General features: G+C 65.2%; 17 protein-coding genes. 5 read left to right on the top strand and 12 right to left on the bottom strand.

Annotated features, from left to right (window positions below; translation table 11 throughout):
* Window positions 1-72 precede the first annotated feature (72 nt).
* The gene (typA, locus tag ACFQ50_RS05215; protein ID WP_377994442.1) at window positions 73-2,001 is read right to left on the bottom strand and encodes a translational GTPase TypA; all 1,929 of its coding nucleotides are present in this window, start codon (window positions 1,999-2,001) and stop codon (window positions 73-75) included.
* Window positions 2,002-2,274: 273 nt separating this feature from the next.
* On the opposite strand from typA, the gene ACFQ50_RS05210 reads away from it, so the two are divergent.
* Window positions 2,275-3,123 carry an SGNH/GDSL hydrolase family protein gene (locus ACFQ50_RS05210; protein ID WP_377994441.1) on the top strand — a complete coding sequence of 283 codons (849 nt, stop codon included), beginning with the start codon at window positions 2,275-2,277 and terminating at the stop codon, window positions 3,121-3,123.
* An 85-nt stretch (window positions 3,124-3,208) separates the two neighbouring features.
* Here ACFQ50_RS05210 and ACFQ50_RS05205 read toward each other — a convergent pair whose 3' ends face one another.
* The 5 genes from ACFQ50_RS05205 to ACFQ50_RS05185 form a co-directional block, all read right to left on the bottom strand.
* Complete coding sequence (locus tag ACFQ50_RS05205; protein WP_377994440.1) at window positions 3,209-4,942, bottom strand: dipeptide ABC transporter ATP-binding protein; 1,734 nt, start codon at window positions 4,940-4,942, stop codon at window positions 3,209-3,211.
* Window positions 4,943-4,953: 11 nt separating this feature from the next.
* Window positions 4,954-5,904, bottom strand: coding sequence for an ABC transporter permease (locus ACFQ50_RS05200; protein ID WP_377994438.1), 951 nt, complete (start codon window positions 5,902-5,904; stop codon window positions 4,954-4,956).
* Window positions 5,894-6,823, bottom strand: a complete 930-nt coding sequence (locus ACFQ50_RS05195) for an ABC transporter permease (protein WP_377994436.1) — start codon at window positions 6,821-6,823, stop codon at window positions 5,894-5,896. Before ACFQ50_RS05195 ends, ACFQ50_RS05200 begins: the two co-directional genes overlap by 11 nt.
* A gap of 128 nt (window positions 6,824-6,951) precedes the next feature.
* Entirely contained in the window at window positions 6,952-8,637 is a 1,686-nt protein-coding gene (locus tag ACFQ50_RS05190; RefSeq protein WP_377994435.1) for an ABC transporter substrate-binding protein, read from the bottom strand.
* Between the two features lie 264 nt (window positions 8,638-8,901).
* Entirely contained in the window at window positions 8,902-10,776 is a 1,875-nt protein-coding gene (locus tag ACFQ50_RS05185) for an ABC transporter ATP-binding protein (RefSeq protein ID WP_377994434.1), read from the bottom strand.
* Window positions 10,777-10,855: 79 nt separating this feature from the next.
* Here ACFQ50_RS05185 and ACFQ50_RS05180 point away from each other — a divergent pair, with 79 nt between their 5' ends.
* Window positions 10,856-11,485, top strand: a complete 630-nt coding sequence (locus ACFQ50_RS05180; RefSeq protein WP_377994433.1) for a PH domain-containing protein — start codon at window positions 10,856-10,858, stop codon at window positions 11,483-11,485.
* Between the two features lie 43 nt (window positions 11,486-11,528).
* On the opposite strand, the gene ACFQ50_RS05175 is transcribed toward ACFQ50_RS05180, so the two are convergent.
* The 4 genes from ACFQ50_RS05175 to ychF all read right to left on the bottom strand — a co-directional run bounded on the left by ACFQ50_RS05175 (window position 11,529) and on the right by ychF (window position 17,569).
* Window positions 11,529-12,662, bottom strand: coding sequence for an ABC transporter permease (locus tag ACFQ50_RS05175; protein ID WP_377994432.1), 1,134 nt, complete (start codon window positions 12,660-12,662; stop codon window positions 11,529-11,531).
* On the bottom strand, window positions 12,659-14,200 hold the full coding sequence (locus tag ACFQ50_RS05170) for an ABC transporter permease (RefSeq protein ID WP_377994431.1): 1,542 nt from the start codon (window positions 14,198-14,200) through the stop codon (window positions 12,659-12,661). Before ACFQ50_RS05170 ends, ACFQ50_RS05175 begins: the two co-directional genes overlap by 4 nt.
* Before the next feature lie 178 nt (window positions 14,201-14,378).
* On the bottom strand, window positions 14,379-16,157 hold the full coding sequence (locus ACFQ50_RS05165) for an ABC transporter family substrate-binding protein (protein ID WP_377994430.1): 1,779 nt from the start codon (window positions 16,155-16,157) through the stop codon (window positions 14,379-14,381).
* Window positions 16,158-16,483: 326 nt separating this feature from the next.
* Window positions 16,484-17,569, bottom strand: coding sequence for a redox-regulated ATPase YchF (gene ychF / locus ACFQ50_RS05160; RefSeq protein ID WP_377994429.1), 1,086 nt, complete (start codon window positions 17,567-17,569; stop codon window positions 16,484-16,486).
* Window positions 17,570-17,712: 143 nt separating this feature from the next.
* On the opposite strand from ychF, the gene ACFQ50_RS05155 reads away from it, so the two are divergent.
* Complete coding sequence (locus ACFQ50_RS05155) at window positions 17,713-18,948, top strand: DNA recombination protein RmuC (RefSeq protein WP_377994428.1); 1,236 nt, start codon at window positions 17,713-17,715, stop codon at window positions 18,946-18,948.
* 273 nt (window positions 18,949-19,221) lie between these two features.
* On the opposite strand, the gene ACFQ50_RS05150 is transcribed toward ACFQ50_RS05155, so the two are convergent.
* Window positions 19,222-20,298, bottom strand: coding sequence for a 4-hydroxy-3-methylbut-2-enyl diphosphate reductase (locus ACFQ50_RS05150; protein ID WP_377994427.1), 1,077 nt, complete (start codon window positions 20,296-20,298; stop codon window positions 19,222-19,224).
* A gap of 40 nt (window positions 20,299-20,338) precedes the next feature.
* Complete coding sequence (locus ACFQ50_RS05145; RefSeq protein ID WP_377994426.1) at window positions 20,339-21,187, bottom strand: hypothetical protein; 849 nt, start codon at window positions 21,185-21,187, stop codon at window positions 20,339-20,341.
* A 225-nt stretch (window positions 21,188-21,412) separates the two neighbouring features.
* Here ACFQ50_RS05145 and xseA point away from each other — a divergent pair, with 225 nt between their 5' ends.
* A complete protein-coding gene (xseA, locus tag ACFQ50_RS05140; RefSeq protein WP_377994425.1) occupies window positions 21,413-22,696 on the top strand; it encodes an exodeoxyribonuclease VII large subunit in 1,284 nt (427 codons plus the stop codon).
* Between the two features lie 68 nt (window positions 22,697-22,764).
* Window positions 22,765-23,040, top strand: a complete 276-nt coding sequence (locus ACFQ50_RS05135) for an exodeoxyribonuclease VII small subunit (RefSeq protein ID WP_377994424.1) — start codon at window positions 22,765-22,767, stop codon at window positions 23,038-23,040.
* Window positions 23,041-23,052: the final 12 nt, after the last annotated feature.

Genomic DNA, 23,052 nt, shown 5'->3' with positions numbered 1-23,052 from the left:
GCGGCGGCCAGGCCGCCTGCCATGCCGGCAGCTCTACTTTTCACGGTTTCAGTTCCCTGCGGGAGGGTGCCGTTATGCCTTCGCGCGGGCGCGGTTGGCCTTGGCACGCTCGTTGGTGTCCAGGATGACCTTGCGGATGCGGATGGCGTCCGGGGTAACCTCAACGCACTCGTCCTCGCGGGCGAATTCGAGGGACTCTTCGAGGGTCAGGTCGCGCGGCGGGGTCAGGTTCTCGAAGGTGTCCGAGGAAGCTGCACGCATGTTGGTGAGCTTCTTTTCCTTCGTGATGTTGACGTCCATGTCGTCGGCGCGGGAGTTCTCGCCCACGATCATGCCTTCGTAAACCTCGGAGGTGGGCTTGACGAAGAAGGAGCCGCGTTCCTGCAGGTTGATCATGGCGAACGGGGTCACCACACCGGCGCGGTCCGCAACCATGGAACCGTTGGTGCGGTATTCGATGGGGCCGGCCCACGGCTCGTAGCCTTCGGAGATCGAGGCGGCGATGCCGGCGCCACGGGTGTCCGTGAGGAACTTGGTGCGGAAACCGATCAGGCCACGGGCCGGAACGATGAACTCCATGCGGCACCAGCCGGTGCCGTGGTTGGCCATGTTGGTCATGCGGCCCTTGCGGGCTGCCATGAGCTGGGTGACAGCGCCGAGGTATTCTTCCGGCACGTCGATGGTCATGTGCTCCATCGGCTCGTGGATCTTGCCATCGACGGTCCTGGTGACCACCTGCGGCTTGCCCACGGTCAGCTCGAAGCCCTCGCGGCGCATCTGCTCGACCAGGATGGCCAGGGCCAGCTCGCCACGGCCCTGGACTTCCCAGGCATCCGGACGCTCGGTGGGGAGAACCTTGATGGAGACGTTACCGATCAGTTCCTTGTCCAGGCGGTCCTTCACCTGGCGGGCGGTGACCTTGGCGCCCTTGACCTTGCCGGCCAGCGGGGAGGTGTTGATACCGATGGTCATCGAGATCGCGGGATCGTCAACGGTGATCAGGGGCAGCGGCTGGGGGTTCTCGACGTCGGTCAGGGTCTCACCGATGGTGATTTCCTCGATGCCGGCGACGGCGACGATCTCGCCCGGGCCGGCGGACTCGGCCGGAACGCGCTCGAGGGCCTTGGTGGCGAGGAGTTCGGTGATCTTGACGGTCTTGAGCTCACCGTTGGCACGGGCCCAGGCAACCTGCTGGCCCTTGCGAAGGGTGCCGTTGTAGATGCGCAGCAGGGCGAGGCGGCCCAGGAACGGGGAGGCGTCCAGGTTGGTGACGTGAGCCTGCAGGACACCCTCGGGGTTGTAGGTCGGGGCGGGGATGTGCTCGATGATGGCGCTGAAGAGCGGCTCGAGGTCCTCGTTCTCCGGGGCAGTACCGTCGGCCGGCTGCTCAAGGGACGCGCGGCCTACCTTTGCGGCGGCGTAAACGACCGGGACGTTGAGGATCTTGTCCAGGTCAAGGTCGGGAACCTCGTCGGCGAGGTCGGAGGCCAGGCCCAGGAGCAGATCCATGGACTCGTGGACGACCTCTTCGATGCGGGCGTCGGGGCGGTCGGTCTTGTTGACCAGGAGGATCACCGGCAGGTGCGCGGCGAGGGCCTTGCGGAGGACGAAACGGGTCTGGGGCAGCGGGCCCTCAGAGGCATCGACGAGGAGAACGACGCCATCCACCATGGACAGCCCGCGCTCCACTTCGCCGCCGAAGTCGGCGTGGCCGGGGGTGTCGATGACGTTGATGGTGATGGTTTCGCCGCCGGAGGACGGTCCGTTGTAGGCCACCGTGGTGTTCTTGGCCAGGATGGTGATGCCCTTTTCGCGCTCCAGGTCACCGGAGTCCATGACGCGGTCTTCGAGGTGGTTGTGCTCGGCAAAGGAGTTGGTCTGCTTGAGCATGGCGTCCACAAGGGTGGTCTTGCCGTGGTCAACGTGGGCCACAATCGCGACGTTGCGCAGGTCACTGCGAACTGCAGTTGCTACCGCGGTGTTGGTGGTGGTTTCAGACATGCGTTATTGCTCGATTCAGTGGTGAAGTCAGCTGTTGTATCGCGACATTTCCAACCGGAACGCACGACGGATCAGACCCTTAACACAGGGCACCTACTGCCAGTCTAAACGCTCAGCCATTTATTGGCCTAAAACAGGCACCATCCCCTGCCCCGGGCCCGTTACCAAATCGTGAATCCCACGGGGCGTCATGTGAGCAAAATCACTGGCTTTTCCGAAAGTGATCCACCACTATTGGCTAGACCACTTTTCGAACAGGCCAGGAGTCCACGGATGTTACAAGCCTCGACACGGGCCCTCCCGATTGGCCCGGTCATCGCCGCCAGCGTATTTTTGGCGGGCTGCGGCGCCGCAACGGAACCGGCGTCCGGCGCCGGAACTGCGACGGCGGCCCCGCGCGCCGTCGCCCCGGTGGCGGCCCCGGGTGAGGCCGTGGCCGCCGGTTCGGCGGTCGTGAGCGACCTGAGGGCCGCCGTCGACCCCGCCCGCCTTCCGGCCGGAGCCTTGTACCGCAATCCGGCCAACGGGCGGGACGAGGTCATTGTGGGCAACATCGCCCACACTGCGCTGCTGATCGGTGACTCGCAGTCGGAGCCGCAGGCCAGCTGGCCGCGGCGCGCCCTCGCAGGGCTGGGCTACGACGTCTTTTTCTGCGGCAAGGGCGGCACCGGCTTCGTCGCCTCCAACGGCACCACCGGAAACTACGTCGATGCCCTGCAGCGCGGCGACTGGCACCTGCCCTACGGGTTTCCCCCGCTGGTGCTCATCGAAGGCGGCGGAAACGATGCGAAGCAAGGGGCCAGCAACGAGCAGATCTCGGCCAACGCAGACCGGCTGATCACCACGATCAAGCAGCGCTACCCTGGCGCGAAGCTGGCCATGGTGGGAACCCTGGGCAAAGGAGCGGAGCACGGCGGCGTCCGGCGCGCCGAGGTTGACGCACTGCTGGGAACCGTCGCCGCGGACCATGGCATTCCGTTCGTCAGTGTCGGGGACTGGCTCACCCGCTACGGGCTGGAGTCGCAGCTCAAGGACAGCGTCCACATGAACGGCGAGGGGCACCGCGCCCTGGGCGCGCTGCTGGGTGACAGGCTCGCCGCGCTGGGGCTTGCCCTGTCCTAGCTGTCATTTGGGCATTTCCGTTAAAAGAACAGGAGCCGGTATCCACCGCGGGTGGAAACCGGCTCCTGTTCTTAGCTGCCCTGGGCTACGCCGTGGCGACTTCCGGGGGAAGCATCAGGCTGGCCCCGGGGATGGCGTTGAGCAGCGCCTTGGTGTATTCCTGCTGCGGGGCGTCGAAAACGTCGTCGGTCGCCCCCGTCTCCACCAGCCTGCCCTTTTCCATCACGCAGACGTGGTCGGCGATCTGCCGGACCACGGCGAGGTCGTGCGTGATGAACAGGTACGTCAGCCCCAGGTTGGCCTGCAGGTCCGCGAGCAGGTTCAGTACCTGCGCCTGCACCAGCACATCCAGCGCGGACACCGCTTCGTCACAGATGATGACCTCCGGATCCAATGCGAGGGCGCGGGCAATTGCCACGCGCTGGCGCTGGCCGCCGGAGAGCTCGTTCGGGTACCGCTGCATGGTGGACTGCGGCAGTGCCACCTGGTCCAGCAGCTCGCGGACCTTCTTTTCGCGGCTTGCCCTGTTGCCCACCTTGTGGGTCCGCAGAGGCTCTTCGATGGTCCTGAAGATGTTGTACATCGGGTCGAGGGAACCGTAGGGGTCCTGGAAGATCGGCTGCACGCGCCGGCGGAACGCAAAGATCTCCCTGCTGTTCAGCGTGGCGGTATCCACGCCGTCGAACACGATCCTGCCGGACGTCGGCGGCAGGAGGTTCAGCACCATCTGGGCCACCGTGGATTTGCCGGAACCGGACTCGCCCACGATCGCCGTCGTGGTGCCCCGCTTTACGCCGAAGGACACGGAATCCACCGCCGTGAAGTCAGTGGAGCGCCCGATGCCGGACCGCAGCTTGAAGACCTTGCTGAGATTCTCGACGCGCAGGACTTCCGCCGGCTTGTCCTGCTGTGCCGGGACCCCGGATGGGGCCTCAGCCGGGGCAAGGAGCTCATCGGAGTCCACGCCCAGTTCCTTGGCCACCTGGATGCGGCGCGACGCCAGCGACGGCGCCGAGGCCACCAGTCGCTGCGTATACGGGTGCTGCGGGTTTCGGAGGAGTTCCAGGGATGGCCCGGCCTCCACCACGTTGCCCCGGTACATCACCACCACCTTGTCGGCGCGTTCCGCGGCGAGGCCAAGGTCGTGGGTGATGAGCAGCACGGATGTGCCAAGCTCGGTGGTCATCTTCTCCAGGTGATCCAGGATCTGCCGCTGGACCGTGACGTCCAGGGCGGAGGTCGGTTCATCGGCAATGAGCAGCCGCGGCTGGCAGGACAGGCCGATGGCGATAAGCGCCCGCTGGCGCATGCCGCCGGAGAACTCGTGCGGGTACTGCTTTGCCCTCCGGTGCGCGTCCGGAAGTCCCGCCTCGGCAAGGACCTTGGCGACGTCGTCGGGCCCGGCGGGGCGGCCGTTCGCCCGCAGCGTTTCGCGGACCTGGTAGCCGATTTTCCATACCGGGTTCAGGTTGGACATCGGGTCCTGCGGAACCATGCCGATGGTGTTGCCCCGGAGCTCGATCATTCGCTTCTCCGGCGCGTGGGCGATGTCCTCTCCGTCGAGCAGGATCTGGCCACCGGAGACCCGGCCGTTCGCGGGCAGCAGGCCGATGGCGGCGAGCGCCGTCGTCGACTTTCCGGAACCGGACTCGCCCACGATGGCGACCGTCTCCCCGGGCATGATGGTCAGGTGCGCGTTGCGCACCGCCTGCACCTCGCCGCCGCTGGTGGCGAAGGAAATGGCGAGGTCCCTGATTTCCAGCAGGGGCTTCACATCCGCTGCGCCCGCTTCGCTGACGCTGATCTTGGAAGTTGTCATGAGTGGCACCTTCATCGTTGACGGCTCTTCGGGTCGAGCGCATCGCGGAGGGCATCGCCCAGCATGATGAAGCTCAACACGGTGATGGACAGCGCCGTTGCGGGGTACAGCAGGACGGCAGGATTGGTCCGCAGTGAGGACTGGGCCGCGGCGATGTCATTGCCCCAGGACATGACGCTGCCGGGCAGGCCGATGCCCAGGAAGGACAGAGTGGCCTCGGCCACGATGAACACACCGAGTTCCATGGTGGCGAGCACAATGATGGGGGCAAGGGCGTTCGGCAGCACGTGCCGGAGCAGCGACCCCATCCTGGAAACGCCGAGGGAACGCGCGGCGGTCACGAAGTCGGCGTTCCGGACCTCAATGACGGCGCCGCGGGTGATGCGGGCCATTTGGGGCCAGGCCAGGAGCACGATCACCATGACCACGGTCCAGACGCTCTTGTTGTCCTTGAAGAAAGGCAGCTGCGTGATCACGAGCGCGCCCAGGACCAGCGGCAGCGCGAAGAAAATGTCGCCGAGGCGGGCAATGACGGCGTCGAGCCAACCGCCAAAGAAGCCGGCCAGCGCACCGAGCGTCACGCCGATGATCAGCACGAAAATGACTGACAGCACGCCTACCGACAGTGACGCCTGCGTTCCGTGGACAACGCGCGAGAAGACATCGCAGCCCTGGAAGGTGTAGCCGAACGGATGGCCGGCCTGCGGCGCCCCGTCGGAGAACTGCAGGTCGCAGTTGTCGTTGGGCGCAACCTGGGTGAAAAGACCCGGGAAGAGCGCAATGACCACCAGCAGCACGATCAGCAGTGATGACACGATGAACAGCGGGCGTCGGCGCAGCTTTCGCCATGCCTCGGCCCACAGGCTCAGGGGGGCCTGGTCCGTCTTGACGGAGTCGGTGGCGAGCAGCGGCGTTTCGTCGATGGGTGCGACGTAGTGCTCTGCCTTGTAGTTACTTGTCATAGCGGATCCTCGGGTCGAGCCAGGCATAGAGCAGGTCCACCAGCAGGTTCGCCACCACGAAGATGAGCACAAACACGCTGACGATCGCGACGATGGTGGGGCCTTCGCTGCGCAAAATGGCCTGGTACAGCTTCTGCCCGACGCCGGGCACGTTGAAGATGCCTTCGGTGACGATGGCGCCGCCCATCAGCGCGCCCAGGTTGGCGCCGAGGTATGTGGCCACGGGTATCATCGAGTTCCGCAGGATGTGCGCCAGGACGACGCGGGGCCTCGAGAGGCCCTTGGCCGTGGCCGTCCGGACGTAGTCGGCGTTCATGTTCTCGATGACGGACGCCCGGGTGAGCCGGAGAACGTAGGCAAAGGACACCAGGCCGAGGACAAATGCCGGGAGCAGCAGCGTCCCCCAGGAGACGTCTGATCCCACAGTGGGTTTGGCCCATCCCAGCTGCACACCGACCACCAGCTGCAGCACGAAGCCGAGCACGAACGTCGGGACAGCGATAACCACCAGGGAGGCAATGAGCACCGTGGAATCGAAGAGCTTGCCCTTGCGCAGGCCGGCGAAGAGGCCCGCGGCTACGCCGAAGACGCCCTGGATGACGAGGGCTTCGACGGCCAGCATCGCTGTCACGGGGAAGACCCGTGCCAGCGTGGCAGCGATGGGCTGCCCGGTGAAGTCGTTGCCGAGATTGAAGGTAAACAGGTTCTTCAGGAACAAACCGTATTGGACCCAGAACGGTTCATCAAGGTTGTACTGCTGCCGCAGGGCAGCGATGACGGCAGGGTTGGGCTGCCTGTCGCCGAAGAGGGCGGCGATGGGGTCGCCGGGAAGGGCGAACACCATGTAGTAGACGAGCAGGGTGGTCCCGACAAATACGGGAATAACCTGCACCAGCCGGCGGAGGACGTACTGGATCACAGCAGTTCCTCCCCGGGGAATTGAAATTGGGGATTCATGGGACAGCTTTCATGCTGGTTCACGGCCATGGGGGCCCGGCGTGTGTGGCCGGACCCCCATGAACCGACTGATGTGGGTGTTTCCAGGAACTACTTGGCGGTGATGTTGTAGTACTGGAGCACGCCGTTCCAGCCGCTGTCCACGTTGGTGACGTTCTGGCTCCACACGGCCTGGCGGGCCTGGTACCAAAGCGGCAGGTTGGGCAGGTCCTTGAAGAGGACCTCCTGCGCCTGGGTGAACTTCTTGTTGGCGTCATCCGTGGACTTCGCGCCCAGGCCTTCCGTGAGGAGCTTGTCGAACTCAGGGTTCGAGTAGCCCTCGTAGTTCGAGCTGGAGCCGGTCTTCAGGAGCGGGCCGAGGAAGTTGTACAGCGACGGGTAGTCTGCCTGCCATCCGGCACGGGTCAGCCCCGGGAGGGTCTTGCCCTTGCGCAGGTTGAGGATCTCGGCGAACTTCGCGAACGGCTGGCCCTCGGCCTGGATGCCGAGGTTGTTCTTGATGTTGTTGGCGACCGCGTCGATCCATTCCTTGTTGCCGCCGTCGGTGTTGTAGGCGAGCTGAAGGGGCTTGGAGGCGTCGTAGGGCTTGATGGCCTCAGCCTTGGCCCAGACTTCCTTGGCCTTGGCGGCGTCGAACTTCAGGACCTCGGAGCCGGTGACATTCTCGTTGTAGCCGTCGATGACCGGAGCGGTGAAGTCCTTGGCCGGGATGCGGGTGCCGTTAAAGATCACCTTGGTGATCTCGTCGCGGTTGATCGCCATGGACAGTGCCTGGCGACGCAGCTTGCCGGCCTCGCCCTGGAAGTTGGGGTTGTAGACCGGAATGTTCAGCGTGGCGTTGCCGGCGTAGGCCTTGTTCAGGTGGTTTTCCGGGAAGTCGGTCTCGTACGTCCGCAGCGCGTTGGTGGGGAGCACGTCCGTCACGTCAAGGTTGTTGGCCTGGATGTCCGTGTAGGCGGGGCCCGGGTCGGTGTAGAACTTGAAGGTCACGCCGCCGTTCTTGGCCGCGCGGGGGCCGCTGTAATCCCCGTTCTTGACCAGGGAGATGGACTGGTCATGGACCCAGGCACCCTCCTTGGCGAGCTTGTACGGGCCGTTGCCGACGGGGTCCTCACCGAACTTCTTGGGGTCCTTGATGGCCTCGGAGGGAAGCGGGTAGAACGCCGAGTAGCCGAGGCGGAGGGGCCAGTCAGCCTCGGGCTGGCTGAGCTTGACCTGGATGGTGGAATCATCCTTCAGGACCAGGCCGGACATGGTCTTGGCGGTGGGCGCAGGAACATCCTTGTCCTTGCCGTCGGCGCCCTTTTCGGTCTTGACGGCACTGACGTCGGCGTACCCTTCGACCGATTCGAAGAATGTGCCGTTGTTCTGCAGGTTGGTGCTCAATGCAGCGAAGTTCCAGGCGTCTACGAAGCTCTTTGCAGTAACTTCCTCGCCGTTGGTGAACTTGGTGCCCTTCTTGACCTTGATGGTGTAGTTCTGGCCGTCCGGGGATTCGATGGATTCAGCCAAGGCGTTGATTGGCTTGCCGTTGGGGTCGTAGGCGCGGAGGCCTTCGTACAGCAGTTCCACGACGCGGCCGCCGTAGACCTCGTTGGTGTTGGCCGGCAGCAGCGCGTTCTGCGGCTCGTTGCTGTAGGCCGTGATGACTTTGTTGGGATCTCCGGCAGCGTTGCCGGAACCGTTGCTGGTGCCGCCTCCGGCACCGCAAGCGGACAGGGCCAGGGCAGCGATGGCCACCATGCCCAATGCTTTGGAAGTGCGCGCAAAACGCATTCCGCCTCCTAGGAGTTTGTGGGAGAGATTGGTGGGGACTGTGTATATCCCCGAAGCCCAGGACACAGAGGTGATCTGTGACGTGGGCAACACAAGCATGTAGCCTAACCGCAAACCGTCCAAATAGTGATACGCCGTTGCCAAACCGTGACCGAATGGTGTTGGACACGCCGGACGATTTAACGGCACAAGTTACCCGCTGGTATCATGCCCCGATTATGATGCAACTCACTCCTGGACCGGACTCTCCCACAACTCCTCCGGCTACTCCGTTCCGGTGGCCAGCAGCTGCGCCCGCAGTTCCCGGCGCTCGCGCTGCTTTTCCGGATCCGGCAGCGGCACGGCGGCAAGCAGCCTCTGCGTGTAGGCCTCCTGCGGGTTGCGCAGGATCTGGTCGCGGGTGCCCTGCTCCACGATCCGGCCGCGCTGCATGACGCAGATGCGGTCTGCCAGCACGTCCACGACGGCGAGGTCGTGGGTAACGAAAAGGCAGGCGAAGCCGAGCTCGCGCTGGAGGTTCTGGAACAGCTCCAGGACCTTGGCCTGCACGGACACGTCCAGTGCCGATGTTGGCTCGTCCGCCACCATCAGCTTCGGCTTGAGCGACAGTGCCCGGGCGATGCCGACGCGCTGTTTCTGCCCGCCGGACAGCTCGTGCGGGTACCTGTTCCGGTAGTTCCGCGGCAGCTCCACCTGGTCCAGCAGCGCCTCGATGCGCTTCTGCAGGTCGGCGCCCTTCGCGACGCCGGCAAGGAACATCGGCTCGCCGATGCTTTCACCGATGGGCAGGCGCGGGTTCAGGGACGAGGACGGGTCCTGGAACACCATGCCGATGTGGCGCCGGACCTGGTGCAGCTGTTTGCCGTTTTTCTTCGCTGCGGAGATGTCCTGCCCCACCACGCGCATCGTTCCGGCAGCCACGGGCAGCAGTCCGACGGCGGCGCGCCCGATGGTGGTCTTGCCCGACCCGGACTCCCCCACGAGTCCCACCACCTGGCCGGGATGGATGGTCAGGTTGGCACCCTCGACGGCGCGGAAGGCGGGCACACGGCCCTGCTTCGGGTACTCGATGGCGACGTCGGTAAGCTCCAGGACCGGCTCCCCCACGGGTCCCCTTGATTCGGCAGCCGCCAGGGCTGCAGCGTTCTCCCGCTCGCGGCGGACCAGTTCGTCGTGGTCCACGGACTCAAGCTCGGCGTGGGTGGCCGCTGCCAGCGCTGCTGTCACGTCCACGTCCGGCGCGGCGTCGGTTCCGCCCTGCCCGAGGTGCGGCACTGCCGCCAGCAGCGCCTGCGTGTACGGGTGCTGCGGGTTGTGGAAGATCTGCTCGGCGGTGCCGGTCTCCACGATCAGCCCCTTGCGCATAACGGCGATCCGGTCAGCCAGGTCCGCCACGACGCCCATGTCATGGGTGATCAGGACGATGGCGCTGTCCAGCTTGTTGCGCAGGTTCCTCATCAGGTCCAGGATTTCCGCCTGCACCGTGACGTCCAGGGCGGTGGTGGGCTCGTCAGCGATCAGCAGTTTGGGATCGCAGGACAGCGACTGGGCAATCATGGCACGCTGCCTCTGGCCGCCGGAGAGCTGGTGCGGATAGGACTTGAACGCCTTCACCGGATCGGGAAGCTCCACCAGCTCCAGCATCCGCAGCGCGCGCTCCTTGGCCTGGTCCGGTGAGACCTCGTTATGAAGCCGCACCGTCTCGACGATCTGCGCACCCACCGTGTAGACCGGGTTCAGCGCCGTCATGGGCTCCTGGAAGATGACGGCAACATCCTTGCCGCGGACGCTGCGGATGTTGCCCGCATCCGCGCCCAGCAGCTCCTTGCCGGAGAGCCTGACGCTCCCGGACACCCTGCTGTTGCCGGGCAGCAGGCCGAGCAATGCCATGGAACTGGCGCTCTTGCCTGAGCCGGACTCGCCCACGATGGCCAGGACCTCGCCGGCCCGGACCTCATAGTTAAGTCCGACGGCGGCCGGAACCCACTTCTTTTCCACCCCGAAGTCGACGCTGAGGTCGCGCACTTCCAGGACGACGGAACCCTTCCCGTCCGCCCTCCGCCTTCCGGCGCCGGGCTCGATGGAGTCCGGCTCCAGCGGGTCCGACGACGGGCGGTCAGGGCTGATGTAGTCAGACATGTTGGGGTTTTCCTTCCACCCCGGCCAGCAAGGCAGCTGAGATTAGTGCTGCGGCCGGGAATACTGAATTATTGGGGGCATGAGCACTGTGCCGCATGCCGGAAACGCCGCAATCTTCAAAGCGCGCACCAACAAATGGTTTGCCGGATTTTCGTGGTTCGTGGCGGCCGCCGGGCTGGCCGGCCTGGTCACGGCGGGCGGAGTCCCCGCCCTGGCCGGTGCCGGGCCGCTGCTGCTCATCGCCTACCTGGGCTGGCTGCTGTTTTGGCGTCCGGCGGTGGTTGTCCACGATGACGGCGTCACCATTGAAAATCCGTTCCGCTCCATCACGGTGCCGTGGGCGGCGCTGGTGCAGGTGGACACACGCTACGCGCTGACCCTCATCACGCCCGGCCGAAGCTACGGGGCCTGGGCGGCTCCCGCCCCCGGCATCTGGGGCGGACGCAACGCCCGCCCGGAGGACCTCCGGGGACTGCCGGACAGCACGTACGGGCCCGGAAATTCCGTCCGCCCGGGCGATCTGAAGAGCACCGACTCGGGGCAGGCCGCGCAGCTGGTCCGCGGACGCTGGCAGCAGCTGGTCGAATCCGGGCTCCTCGATGCCGGGGCAGCCGAGACCACTCCGGTCAGCGTGAGATTCCGCTGGCGGGAAACTGCGGCAGCCCTGGTCCTCGTCGGGCTTAGCTACTGGAGCGTGGCCGTCCTGTAGGCAGGCAGCGCGCTGCACCCGCCCGCGGCGTCGCAGCAGCACCTCAGGCTCCCCTGTCCCCGCCGGCGGTCCGGCCGTCATCAGCCTTGCTGTCCAGGGCAGTCACCGGCGTGGCTTCCGGAACTGTTGCCCCGGCGTCCCTGGCCTTCTTGGCGTTGAACTTCTTTTGCCGCGGGTCGAAGGCGTCACGCAGGCCGTCACCAATGAAGTTGATGCTCAGGCAGATGAGGACGATGAACAGGCCGGGGAACCAGAACAGCCAGGGGCGGGTGGCAAAGGCTTCCTGGTTCTGCGAGATGAGCAGGCCCAGCGAGGTGTCCGGGGATTTGACGCCCACGCCCAGGTAGCTGAGGGCCGTTTCGGTCAGGATCGCCGCCGACATGGTGAGGGTGACGTTGACGATCAGCACGCCCACAGCGTTGGGCAGGATGTGCTTGAAGATGATCCGGGCGTTGCTGGCACCGGAAATCCGCGCTGCGTCGACGAACTCGCGCTCCCGCAGGGTGAGGAACTCGCCGCGCATGAGCCGCGCCAGGCCCACCCAGCTGATCAGCCCGAGGAAGATGCCGAGTGCGAGGACACCGTTGCTGCTGGCGAAGGCCGCAAACCAACTGCCTTCATCCCGGCGTCCTGCCAGCTGCGCCATGACCGCGGCGAGCAGCAGCGCCGGGACGATGATGATGACGTCTGTGAGCCTCATCAGGACGGCTTCCATCCAGCCCCGGAAGTAGCCGGACAGTGCGCCGACCACCACACCGATGAGGCCGGCGATGAGGCCGATGACCACCATGATCGTGATGGACTGCTGGGCACCGCGCATGGTCATGGCGAACAGGTCGCGCCCGATCCGGTCCTGCCCGAAGGGATGCTCCCCCCAGGCCAGGGGCCACAGTGAAGCCGTGGGAGTGCCGTCGTTGAGCAGCGGCGAGACGTCTTCGTGCGTGTACTTCCACCAGCCGGGGATTCCGGCGTAGCCGACGGACGTGAAGGCCATGACGAAAATGATGGCGAAGACGGCAAGGCCGACGATGGCGCCGGAGTGGCCAAGGAAGCGCTTGAGGACAATCTGGCCCTGGCTCAGGCCCCGGGCTTCGGAAACAGGCTCGATACCGGCGGCTTCCTGCCGCAGGCCGGCCTGCTCGGCCATGATTTCATCCTGCTGGCTGGGCTGGCTCATGCTTTCACCCTTACTCGTGGATCCAGTGCGGAGTAGGCGAGGTCCGCGATGAGGTTGAACGCCATGGCCGTGATGGCGACGCAAACGAAGACGCCCATGACGGGGTTCGGGTCAACGTGCTGAATGCCGTCGAGAAACAGGAACCCCATGCCCCGCACGGAGAAGACCGTCTCGGTGATGACCGCGCCGCCAATAAGGCCGCCAATGTCGAACGCGACGATGGTGGCCACCGGAATCAGGGCGTTGCGGAAGGCGTGGCGCATCACCACGGTCCGTTCCGAAAGTCCTTTGGCACGCGCCGTCCGGATGTAGTCCATGTTCATGATTTCCAGCATGGAGGCCCGGGTAAACCGTGTGTAGCCAGCAAGGGAGATGAGAATGAGCGCGGTGGTGGGAAGGATGAGGTGGGTGAAGGAGTCAATCCCCAGGATCCAGAAATCACCCTCGATGTTCGGTGTGCCGGCGCCGATGGTGGCGATGGGCCGTCCCCGGACCCTGCTGTTGTTGAAGTACGCGGGCCAGGCCTGCATGAAGCGGTCCAGGAAGACGAGGAAGCCCACGAGGAAGGACGTAAGGGCGGCGGCACGCATGGACTGTCCGCGGTCGTAGCCGCCCATGAAGTAGCCGATGGCCACCCCGACCAGGACCGCAGCGATGGCCAGCAGCACCACCATGAGGAACGTTGCCTGGTTCAGCAGCGGCTGGATCACGAAATAGAGAACCACTCCCACGCCCACGGCAATCAGTGCGGACTGCAGTGCTTTGCGGTTCCGCAGGCCTGCGGTCAGCAGGGTCACGGCAAAGGCGATGCCCACCCCCGCGATGGCGATGACCACCGGGCCCAGGCCTGGGGTCTTGAACCACTGGGTCACGGAGAAGTAGACGAGGACGGCGGCGACGACCGCAAAAACGATGCCGCCGGTCAGTGCCCTGCGCCGGGCGTCCCCGCCTGCCACGATCACTGCCACGACGCCGAATACCGCCCCGACGCCGAGGGAGACAGGCAGCGGAATCTCCGGATTCCGGAGGAAGTTGTTGAAGCCGATGGCGCCGAATTCCTTGAGCAGGACGGCGACCCAGAAGATCGGCAGGGAGAAGAACAGGAACGCCATGAAGGTGACGCCGTAATCCAGGGTGCTGTATTGGCGCAGGGCGGTGATGATGCCCAACGTGATGCCCACGAGGATGGCCAGGACGGCGGCCCCTGTCACGAGCGTGAGTGTTTGGATGAGAGCGTGGCCCAGCGCGTCCGTAATGGGCTGCCCGGCGATGTTCTTGCCGAGGTTGCAGGAACCGGCGAAGGGCACGATGCACTGGGCTGCGCCGCCGAGCCACTTGAAATACCTCACCGGGGCCGGCGTATCGAGGTCCAGCAGCGCGGACCTCGAGTCCATGAGCTGCTGCTTGTTCGGCGCGCTGCTGGCGCGGAACTCTGCGAGTGGATCGCCTGATGCGGCGGTCAGCAGATACACCAGGAACGATGCGCCCAAAAGGATGAGTGCGGCGGTGACTAGGCGCCGGACTATGTAGGTCACCATTGTGATAGAACCTCAGGATTCGGGCCCAGGGATTGCCCGGACCGGTCGCAGGTTTGGCGGCGCCTTACTGCTTGTGCTGCCAACACAGGCACTGCCGGGAGATGGCGCTGCAAGGCGCCGGGACCGTGGTGCATGGTCCCGGCGCCTCACCTAGCTTGCTGCACTTCGGGGCACGGGCTTACTTCTCGGCCCACTCCCAGAAGTTCCACCAGACGCCCGTCTGGTTCGGCATGAACTTCACACCGGTGATGCGGTCACTGTAGGCGTCAACACCAACGGACTGGAACAGCGGGAGGCCGTAGGCAGAGTCCCAGATCTTCTTGTCGATCTGCTTGATGAGGTCGTCCTGCTTGCTGCGGTCGGTCGTGACAATGAGTTCGTCCATCAGCTTGTCGGCTTCCGGATCGCTGAACTTGTTGAAGTTGGACCCGTTGCCGGTGCGGAAGATCTGCGGCACGCCGGAGACTCCGACGCCCGGGTTGATCCAGCCGAAGATCGTGGCGTCGTAGCCGCCCTTGCCGAGCGCCTTGCCCCAGTCAGAGGCACCAAGTCCGCCGTCGACGATCTTGAAGCCGGCCTTGGTTGCGGACTCGCGGATGAGCGAGAACGCGTCCACACGGTTGGGGTTGTCCTTGTTGTACATGATGCGGATCTCAGGGGTGGCGCCGTTCAGGAGCTTCTTGGCACCGTCAACGTCCGCGTCCTGGTAGGCCGAGGAGCCGTTGCCCTGCACCGAAGCGTCATAGGCGGGCTGCGCGGGAACGAACAGCTGCGAGTCCAGGGGCTTGGCCTGCGCGTCGAGCTTCTTGATGATCTTGTCCACGATGTCCTTGCGCGGAACCGTCTTCATGAACGCCTCACGGACGTTCTTGTCCGCGAGCGGACCCGAGTAGTTCAGGTCGATGTGGTCGTAGGAGAGCTGGTTGCCCTGGTCCACCGTAACGCCCTGGCTCTCGAGTGCCTTGAGCTGGTCGAGGGTGTCAGCCGAAGCTTGCGGGGCGATGATGTCGGCTTCGCCGTTCTTCAGCGCCTGGACCTGGGCCGGGGAGGAACCGATGTAGCGGACGGTGATTTCGTCCAGCTTGGCCTCGGGGCCCCAGTTGTAGTCCTTGTTGCGGACCATGGTCAGGGACTGATCCTGGTTGATGCTCTGGACAACGAACGGGCCGTTGGAGAGGAACAGGCTCGGGTCACTCGGCAGGGTCTTGGAGTCGAAGCCGGTGTTCCACAGGTCGGACATGGCCTTGAGCTTGGCATCGGCGGTCTTGGGCGACTTGGCGTCGCCGCGAGGCAGTGCCTTGAGGTGGTCAATGAACGCCTGCGTGTCTGCCAGGCCGGCCTTCTTGGCCAGGACGTGGGCCGGGATGTCAATGCCCGGTCCGCCCAGCGCGATCTCCCAGTCAGCGAACGGCTTGGAGTACTTGATGGTCATGGAGCGGTTGTTGTCGCCGATTTCGGGGAAATCGGTGAGCGCGAGACCCGTGGGGTCGCCGGCGTAGGAGAAGTAGGACGTTCCCGTCTTGCCGTCGGCGTCGGCGTCGTTGTAGTACCCGGAGAAGGCCGCCCACTGCAGGAGCAGGTCCGCTGCGGTGACGGGTGTGCCGTCGGACCACTTCACACCTTCGTTGATGGTGTACTTGACGGTCAGCGGACTGTCAGACGTCTTTTCCATCTTGCCGAACTTGTCATTGTGGACGACGTTCAGCTGGTTATCGATGTAGTAGAACCCGGAGTGTGTGGCGTAACTGACCTTCGAGTTGATGTCAGTGTTGCCGTCGGCCGTGTTGGGGTTGAAGGTGTTGAACGCGTTGACCTCAACTACAGTGGCTGTTCCCCCCTGCTTGCCGGCCGCATTACTGGACGGGGTTGTCCCGCCGTTGGTGCTCGCGCAGGCGCTGAGCGCCAGTGCAGCCGCGGCTGCAACGCCTACTGCTTTGGAAATACGACTGAATCGCATTCCGCCTCCTATGTTTCTGTGAGTGTGGAAAAGACCTGCGCTGTGGGCGCCGGCCAGACCCGCTACATCCCCCCAGTGAGATGTGGCGAGTCTCACATGACAAGAAGCCTAGACCCGAACCCGCCGCCTGCGGTCCGAAAGTTGTCCCTCAGTAAAGGTTGTTATCGAGATGCAACCAAGCTGTTGCCGGGCGAAAGATCAACTGTGCTTTTCCTTGACGCCGTGTTGCCCGGAGGGTAGAAGCACCAATCACAGAAAAAGCCCCGATCCAAGGGATCGGGGCTTTTTGCCGTTAATACTCAATCACTGAGTAGCTCAGCGGAAACTCACACGTTGAAGCGGAACTCCACCACATCGCCGTCGGCCATCACGTATTCCTTGCCTTCGATGCGGACCTTGCCGCGCGATTTGGCCTCCGCCATGGAACCGGCGTCGATGAGGTCATTGAAGGAGACAACCTCAGCCTTGATGAAGCCGCGCTGGAAGTCCGAGTGGATGACGCCGGCGGCCTGAGGCGCGGTGTCGCCCTGGTGGATGGTCCAGGCTCGTGTTTCCTTGGGTCCTGCCGTCAGGTAGGTCTGCAGCCCGAGGGTGTGGAAGCCGACGCGGGCCAGCTGGTCCAGCCCGGATTCGTCCTGCCCGTTCATCTCCAGCATCTCGCGCGCTTCTTCCTCATCCAGCTCGACGAGGTCGGACTCGAGCTTGGCGTCAAGGAAGACGGCATCCGCGGGAGCGACGAGGGCACGCAGCTCCTCCTGTTTCTCCGGGCTGCCCAGGATCGCTTCGTCGGCGTTGAAGACATAGATGAACGGCTTGGCGGTCAGGAGGCCGAGTTCCTTGAGGTGCCCCATCTCCAGTTTGTCGCTCTTGATCGAGGAGAAGATGGTGTCGCCACGCTCCAGGACGGCCTGGGCCGCCTTGATGGCCGCCAGCTCGGCGGCCTCACGCTTCTTGATCTTTACTTCTTTTTCGATCCGGGGAATGGCATTTTCAATGGTCTGAAGGTCGGCCAGGATCAGCTCGGTGTTGATGGTCTCCATGTCGGAGCGGGGGTCCACCTTGCCGTCGACGTGAATAACGTCGGGGTCATCGAACACACGGACAACCTGCGCGATGGCCTCGGCCTCGCGGATGTTGGCAAGGAACTTGTTGCCCAGGCCTTCGCCTTCCGACGCGCCCTTCACGATCCCGGCAATGTCCACGAAGGACACGGGGGCGGGAAGCAGCCGCTGGGATCCGAAAATGGCCGCCAGCTTCGCCAGCCGGGGATCCGGCAGGTTCACGACGCCGACATTGGGTTCGATGGTGGCGAACGGATAGTTCGCGGCCAGGACCTGGTTGCGGGTCAGTGCGTTGAAAAGTGTTGATTTGCCGACGTTGGGCAGTCCGACGATGCCAATAGTAAGAGCCACGGACATTGATTCTACCCGTTCGGCCCCCATGCCGTGCGGCCATCCCCTGCCGGCGCCCACTGCCGGCGCCCACGCCGCCGGCCACTCAGCCGGCGGGTGTTGCCTTTCCAATAAATGTCACAGCCCCGTGCCACAGTGAAGGCATGGAACCTTTTGCAGTCATTCTGGCCCTTTTAATGCTGTTGCTGGGCGCCGTGTCCGGCGCCGGCGCGGTGTACGTGGTGTTGCGCCGCCGGAGCACCGCCCTGGAGGCGGATTTCGACGGCGTTTCGGCGCGGCTTTCAGAGGTGAGCGCCCAGTATGCTGCCGCGGATGCCGAGCGGAAGCTCCTGTCCGCCCAGAACCGGGACCTGGGAATGACGCGCGATCAGGACGCCAGTGTCCTGCGGGCACTGGCGCCGGTGGCTGAGAAACTGACGGCGGTCCAGCAGCAGGTATCCCTGCTGGAACGGGACCGGCTTGAACAGTACGGGCAGCTGGCCCAGCAGCTGCAGGAAGCCCGCCTCACGGACGAGCAGCTGATGCGGTCCACGCATGCGCTTGAGTCGGCGCTCCGCTCAAACAGCGCCCGCGGCCAGTGGGGCGAAGTGCAGCTGCGCCGTGTTGTGGAGGCGGCCGGCATGATGCGGCACGTCGACTTCCATGAGCAGCACCACGGCACATCTGGCGCCGAGGCCGCCGTCCGCCCGGACCTTGTGGTCCAGCTGCCGGGCGACAAGCAGCTCGTTGTCGACGCCAAGGTCCCGCTGTCCGCCTACCTGGAGGCGCAGGAGCTGGGACAGTCTGCCAGTGACAAGCCCGGGCTCAGCCAGGCAGCGCGGCAAAACCTCCTGGCGGCGCACGCCAAAGCACTGAAGACCCATGTGGACGCCCTCAGCACCAAGAAGTACTGGGACATTTCCGGGAACTCGCCGGAACTGGTGATCTGCTTTGTCCCGGCCGAATCCATCCTCGCCGCCGCGCTCTCCGCCGACCCTGCGCTCCTGGACCACGCACTGTCCAGGAACGTTGTGCTGGCCTCCCCCGGCACGCTGCTCGCGGTGCTCAAGTCCGTGGCGTTCACGTGGCGCCAGGACGTTCTCACGGACAGTGCGCGGGAACTCTTCGAACTCGCCCGGCAGCTGTACGAGCGGATGGGCACGCTCGGGGACAACGTGGGCAAGCTGGGGTCCTCCCTGAAAAGCTCGGTGGACCGCTACAACGCGATGGTCGGGACGCTGGAGGCACGCGTGCTCCCAACCGCGCGGAAACTCAATGCCCTGGACACCAGCGGGCTGGTCACGCCCCCGGCCGTCCAGGTCACACCCCGGTCCCTCGCAGCCCCGGAACTGCAAACTGGCGAGCTGCGGGCGGCTGTGGAGGAAGAGGACGCCGCTTAAAGCACCAAAACGCACGACGCCGGAACTCCAGGTGAGTTCCGGCGTCGTTCTTTTCCGGGCCACTCAAACGCTTCCTCAGATCCTGTCGCTTCCGGCCCGACGCTCCCGCAGATCCCGTCGCTTCCGGCCCGACGCTTCCGCACCTGAAGCCGGGCCGGGCCAGACCTGCCGACGCCGGGTGAGGAAGGGTCGCCCAAAAGCCTGCAGGACGTGAGGAAGGGTCGCCCAAAAACCTGCAGGACGTGAGGAAGCGTTGGGATCAGGTTGGCGCTGCTAGCGCGACCGGCGTCCGCCGAGGGCGCGGGACACGTCCCCGGCTTCCTTGAGCGTGGCACGGAGTTCCTTGGGCAGGGAGAAGAGGAGGTCTTCCTCTGCGGTCACAATCTCCTCGACGGCGTCGTAACCGTAGTCGGACAGGAGGCGGAGCACGTCCTTGACCAGGACCTCCGGAACGGACGCGCCCGAGGTGACGCCCACAGTGGCAACTCCCTCGAACCAGGACTCGTCCACCTCGTTGGCGAAGTCAACACGGTACGACGCCTTGGCACCGTACTCGAGTGCCACCTCCACGAGGCGGACGGAGTTGGAGGAGTTCGCCGAACCCACCACTATCACCAGATCCGCCTGGGGCGCGATCTTCTTGATGGCCACCTGCCGGTTGGTCGTGGCGTAGCAAATGTCGTCGCTGGGCGGATCCTGCAGCGTGGGGAACCGTTCCTTGAGCAGCCGGACAGTTTCCATGGTCTCGTCCACGCTGAGGGTGGTCTGGGAAAGCCAGATGACCTTTTCGGGGTCCCGGACGGTCACCTTGTCCACTTCGTGGGGGCCGTTGATGATCTGGATGTGGTCGGGGGCCTCGCCGGACGTTCCTTCAACCTCTTCGTGGCCGTCGTGGCCGATCAGGAGGATGTCGAAATCGTCCTTGGCGAACCGGACGGCCTCCTTGTGGACTTTGGTCACGAGGGGGCAGGTTGCGTCGATCGTGCGCAGCCCGCGGTCCTCCGCGGACTGGACCACGGCCGGCGACACGCCGTGGGCCGAGAAAATGACCAGGGCACCCTCGGGCACTTCGTCCGTCTCGTCCACGAAGATGGCGCCCTGCTCCTCAAGGGAGCTGACGACGTGGACGTTGTGGACGATCTGTTTCCGGACATAGACGGGCGGTCCGTAGTGCTGCAGGGCCTTTTCGACGGCGATGACGGCACGGTCCACGCCTGCACAGTATCCGCGCGGGGCTGCCAGCAGAACCTTCTTGGGGCCCGGGACTGGTGCCGCCGCGAGCACTTCCTCCGGCGAGCGCCGCCGGCGCGGGACGGTTGGCATCGAAAGCGAAACTGCGGAGGAAGTCATTGCTCCATGCTACCGGCTGGGCGGCAACCCTCCGGGCGGCTCATCGCCTGCGGGCAGGACCGCCGACCACCCTCAGCAGCACGCCGGCCGCGATCAGTGCTGCACCGGCGATCGCCGCAGCCAGCGTCCAGGATGCGAACCCGGCAGCGGAAGCCGCCACGAACTCCTGCTTGAACAGGTCTGCCATTTCATTTCCGCTCGCGGTGCCCATGACGGCGTCGGCGGCCCAACGGGACGCCAGCGTCCACAGCCCGGAAAGCGCCAGCGCGCCCACTCCGGTGCCGGCCAGGACTTTCCACCGCCGGCGGGCGGTCACGAGCGCCAGGAGGAATGCCACCCCGGCACCGACGGCCAGGCTGTATCCCAGCGGCGCGTAAGCGGAAACCCGTTCAACGAGCTGGCGCTGGTTGGCCTGGCCAATGTTGACCAACGTCTGGCCCGGGGCTTCAAGCGGAACACCCACCTGGGCGGAAATCTGTTTGGCGGCGAGGGCGACGAGGGGGGCCACATCCAGGGTCAGCGAGGTGCTGGAATCCGCTTCGGGCGGCAGGGATGCCGGATCGGCGAAGTTAAGGCGGTGGCTCTTCCGCAGCGTCTCTTCCCAGGCAGCCGGATACTCAGGCAGGCCGGTGAGGGAGGCTGCCGCCTTTTCCAGCACCGGCCGGACCAGCGCGGCCACCTGCGCCGGGATGGCGCCGCCGGTATCAATGCTGTTGACGGCGGCCGTCGCGAGGCGCTTCTGGAAGTCCGGATCCTTACCGAGTGGTGCCGCCAGGGCAACGAAGCCGTCCTCCTGCACGATGTTGCGCTCCACCCAGATGGCCGGAACGGCGGCTGCGGAGAGGAGAAGACCAAGGATGACGGCCAAGGCCGCAAGAAATGAGCGCAAGGGATTCCTAGCTGGTCGGGAGGACACTGCCATCCTAGGCGCGCCATCCCGCGATCGAAAAAGCAGGGCGTTCGAAAAATGCCGTTTATCACGTTGCCGGGTACTAGCAATGTCGGAGCCCGGTGATAGAGCTATGGATAGAGTTGATTGACCCACCGGCACGCACCATCCACAGGCAAAGGACCGCGACCATGCAACTGGCATTCGCCGCCACCGGGGCTGCACATGGCTGAAAACGCCACCGTCCCGGCACCCGGCACGGCGCCTGCGGGCGAGCCCACCACGGTGCCGGCCACGGCCGCCGAGACCAGCCCGGACAACCCCTGGCCGCTGCACTTGCTCTCCCAGAAGCTTAAGACCCACATCGAGCGCGCACCGGCCGCATGGGTTGAAGGTCAGGTCATCGAACTGAACAGGCGTGGGGGCAGCGCGTTCCTCACCCTCCGGGATGTCGACGCCGAGATCTCCCTGCCGGCTTCCATCTGGTCCAAATTGCTCGACCGGCAGGAGACGCCGCTTGAACGCGGAAGCCGGGTGGTGGCCCTGCTCAAGGCTGAGTTCTGGCTGAAGACCGGGCGCCTCAACATGTCAGTGAAGGACATCCGCCCAGTCGGACTGGGCGACCTCCTCGCACGGATAGAACGGCTGCGCCATGCCCTCGCCGGGGAAGGCCTGTTTGCCGAGTCGCGGAAAAAGCGCCTGCCGCTGCTCCCCCACCGGATCGGGCTTATCACCGGGCGCGATTCCGATGCCAAGAAGGACGTGCTGCGCAACGCGGCCCTGCGCTGGCCGGCAGTCGAATTCGAGATCCGTGAGGTCGCCGTGCAGGGCAACACCGCCGTGTCGCAGATGGTCAAGGCGCTGCGCGAACTCGATGCCCGTCCCGAGGTTGACGTCATCGTCATCGCCCGTGGCGGCGGCGCACTGGAGGACCTGCTGCCGTTCAGCAGCGAGGAACTCATCCGCGCCGTGGCGGCTGCGGTGACTCCGGTGGTCAGCGCGATCGGGCACGAGGCGGACCGGCCCATCCTGGACGACGTCGCCGATCTCCGGGCCTCCACGCCCACGGATGCGGCCAAGCGCATCGTTCCGGAGGTCTCGGAAGAACTCGCACGGGTCCGGCAGGCCGAAGCCCAGCTGCGCCGCTCCGTGACAATGCTGGTGGCCCGGGAAACGGACCGGCTGGCGGCAGTCCGGTCCCGTCCAGTCCTCGCGGCACCGGAGAGCATGATCACGGCGCGCGCGGAAGATGTGCACCGGCTGGCCAGCCGGTCCACCGCGGCAATCAGCGCCGCCGTCACGAGGGCTTCCGACCAGCTGGTTCACCTCCAGGCGCAGGTCCGGGCCCTGTCACCGCAGCAGACCCTGGACCGCGGTTACGCCGTGGTGCAGCTTTCCGGGTCCGGCGGCGCAGTCGTCCGCCAGCCGTCCGAGGCCCCCGCGGGAACCTCACTCTCGGTCCGGGTGGCCGGTGGGCGGTTTGGCGCCGAATCCACCGGCGCACCGTAACCCGGCTCCTAAATCACGCCGGCGCCAGCACCCAACGACATCACCACCGACACGACAGGCCAGGAAACATGACAGACCCGAGCATCAGCACAGACCAGTCAGGCAACGCAGAGCCGGACAGCGCAACCCAGCCGGGCCCCGCACTGCCTACGGACATCGATGCCCTCAGCTACGAGGAAGCACGGGAACAGCTGGTGGCCGTGGTCTCCAAGCTCGAGGCCGGCGGTACCAGCCTTGAGGATTCCTTGGCCCTCTGGGAACGGGGCGAGGCTTTGGCCCGGCGTTGTGAGGATTGGCTGGAGGGCGCCAGAAAGCGGCTCGCTGCTGCCCGCAAGGACAGCTGAGCGGCAGCGAAT

The organism is Arthrobacter sp. NPDC056493 (genome assembly GCF_042795115.1).
Lineage (GTDB): Bacteria > Actinomycetota > Actinomycetes > Actinomycetales > Micrococcaceae > Arthrobacter.
The sequence above is the reverse complement of the archived record's forward strand: the minus strand, read 5'-3'. Positions and strand labels throughout refer to the sequence as shown.